The organism is Sulfurimonas sp. (assembly GCF_014859695.1).
In the GTDB taxonomy this organism is placed as follows: domain Bacteria; phylum Campylobacterota; class Campylobacteria; order Campylobacterales; family Sulfurimonadaceae; genus Sulfurimonas.
The window spans coordinates 1-2,136 of record NZ_JACUTS010000157.1 but is presented as its reverse complement, the minus strand read 5'-3'; the positions used below and the strand labels follow the sequence as shown (position 1 = coordinate 2,136).

Annotated in this window: 2 protein-coding genes and 1 pseudogene; 2 read left to right on the top strand and 1 reads right to left on the bottom strand. The window is 31.4% G+C overall.

Annotated elements, in window-relative coordinates:
* Positions 1-54: 54 nt before the first annotated feature.
* Positions 55-231 (bottom strand): annotated as a pseudogene (locus IBX42_RS12210) (3-deoxy-manno-octulosonate cytidylyltransferase); the annotation flags it as partial.
* Positions 232-430: 199 nt separating this feature from the next.
* On the opposite strand from IBX42_RS12210, the gene IBX42_RS12205 reads away from it, so the two are divergent.
* Together IBX42_RS12205 and IBX42_RS12200 are read left to right on the top strand one after the other, a co-directional pair.
* Entirely contained in the window at positions 431-577 is a 147-nt protein-coding gene (locus IBX42_RS12205) for a hypothetical protein (RefSeq protein ID WP_294933206.1), read from the top strand.
* A gap of 10 nt (positions 578-587) precedes the next feature.
* The gene (locus tag IBX42_RS12200; RefSeq protein WP_294933205.1) at positions 588-2,030 is read left to right on the top strand and encodes a PcfJ domain-containing protein; all 1,443 of its coding nucleotides are present in this window, start codon (positions 588-590) and stop codon (positions 2,028-2,030) included.
* Positions 2,031-2,136 lie beyond the last annotated feature (106 nt).

The window sequence follows — 2,136 nt, the reverse complement described above, 5'->3', positions numbered from 1 at the left end:
TGTAATGATTTCATTTTTTGTTTTCATAAAAAGTATTATAGCACGAACTGAAAATTATAAAAATATCTCAACCGCTCTTTTTAAATCCTCCTCGGTATCTATACCAAAGCCCGTGCTTGTTACTTTAACCATGCTTATCTTTTTTTGATGGTAGATTGCGCGAAGCTGCTCTAGTTTCTCTATATCTTCTATTGGCGCATCGCTAAGGTTACAAAACTCTTTTAGACTCCTAAAAATAGGTACTTTACAGGCTGTAAGTTCAGACTTCTTTCAACTAAAATCGTACTAAAAATCCGCATTTGTAAAATAATAAAATCTAATAATGCATCAATATTAAAATACTACTTCTATGGCTTAAGAATAGACAAAACGCACCTTGATTTTAGTTCAATCTGTACCTATACTGTACCTTTTATTTGGAGGTGTTCGTATGACAAATACGGCAAAACAGGGAGTGTTTACAACGGTATTGAAAAATGGCTGTACCAATTTTTACATAAAGTACAGTCTGAACAATAAAGCCAAACACTATGAAGAAGTTTTTGCTAAAATATTGATAAAGAAAATAAATATATAGCAATGGAACTATGAGAGAAGATATCACACCATCTTGGCTTTTGAATACAAAGCAAAATGACCATATGAGTCTATTTGTAGATGATGAGATAGCATCTGCAAATTTTACGAGGGTCTATTCATGCAAATGTGGTTTTAATGAGATTATAGCTGGTAATGTTATCCGTGAAGAGTATTCATGTCCCCGTTGTCATAACAGTTTATTTTTTGATGTTGAGGATATAAAAAAAGATTTTGATTCATTTATACTCGATCAATATTACAATAAACGCATCAAATTAAATTTCAAGCTTCACACAAAAGTAGCACTTCATAACAATAAAGTTGAAGCCCTTGCTATAATTAAAATCCCAAGTAATGTCAACTTCCTTGAAAAAAAAGTGATCAAACAAGATTTGGTAATACTTACGGCTCCCTATACTTCAAAACCCATAGAATTAGAACCTTCGCCACTGCGAAAAATAAAAAGAGAACTTCAAAAACTCTCAGTCCAAAAAAGACTATTTGAATCATATATCGACATGAAACTAAGCTCGCTTCCAAGTAGAAGAGAGAAACAGTTTGAGTTCACCCTTAGCCACTATAATCTTAAAAATTTTGAATTTATGAAATGGACACACACCCATCATCTCACAAAGAGTAAATACACAATCGAAACAGCACTTATAGAATTATTAAACGATAAGCAATTCAAATCTGTTAAAATTGCTCTATTTGAAAACTATGCCTACCAATTGAAAAATAATAAAACATTTAATCCAAATTTTGTCCACATGGCGACATCAAAGTTTTCTAATATAAATCATATTGTTTCTCTATTGGCTTTGAAGCTAAATTTTGAAGTGTTTGATGATGAACAATTACTTTTCAAATTTATAGATTTCATGCTATCAAGATACACTGAGAGGCAAGTCACACACTATTTTATGAAACTAGAATCATCAAATCATCAATATATTTTAAGAGATACTCTGTTGACTTTTAAAAGAATTAGAGAATTATTAAGCCATGATACTTCAAAAGTAAAATGCTCCCCAAATGCTATCCACAGACAATTTGTTCAATTGTCTCTTACAATTAAATATAAAAATAAACCAATAAATCACTTTGAGTACTCAACATTGCAACTATCTCATCAAGTAAAAATGGGTGCTTACAATGTAAACCTTCCAAAAAATAATTTTGAGCTTTTTGAATGGGCAAATGAGTTACAAAATTGTTTGGCAGGATATGAAGATAAAATCGCTTCTCATGAGACAACAATATATGGATTTTTTATGCAATCAAATCTTATTTTTGCCGTTGAAATACAAATGGGTGCTATCATCCAAGCCCACAGGAAATACAATCTTCCAATAAAACCAGAACAGAGAAAGACACTTAATCTTTGGCTAAAAGAGTCTAAAGAAAGAGTTGCTATGGCAAAACAAGTGCAAGAACATTTTTCAAATTAACAATCATCTCATCTAGCCTATCTGCCATCTCTTTTGATTGTGGGTATTGTCTAATTATAACGTCCCCATTTGTCAAGACCACTTAAAGCAACATTCTTATTTCACT

Coding starts and splice junctions, on each gene's coding strand:
- IBX42_RS12200 (WP_294933205.1), top strand. CDS start 588: ATGAGAGAAGATATCACACCATCTTGGCTTTTGAATACAAAGCAAAAT.
- IBX42_RS12205 (WP_294933206.1), top strand. CDS start 431: ATGACAAATACGGCAAAACAGGGAGTGTTTACAACGGTATTGAAAAAT.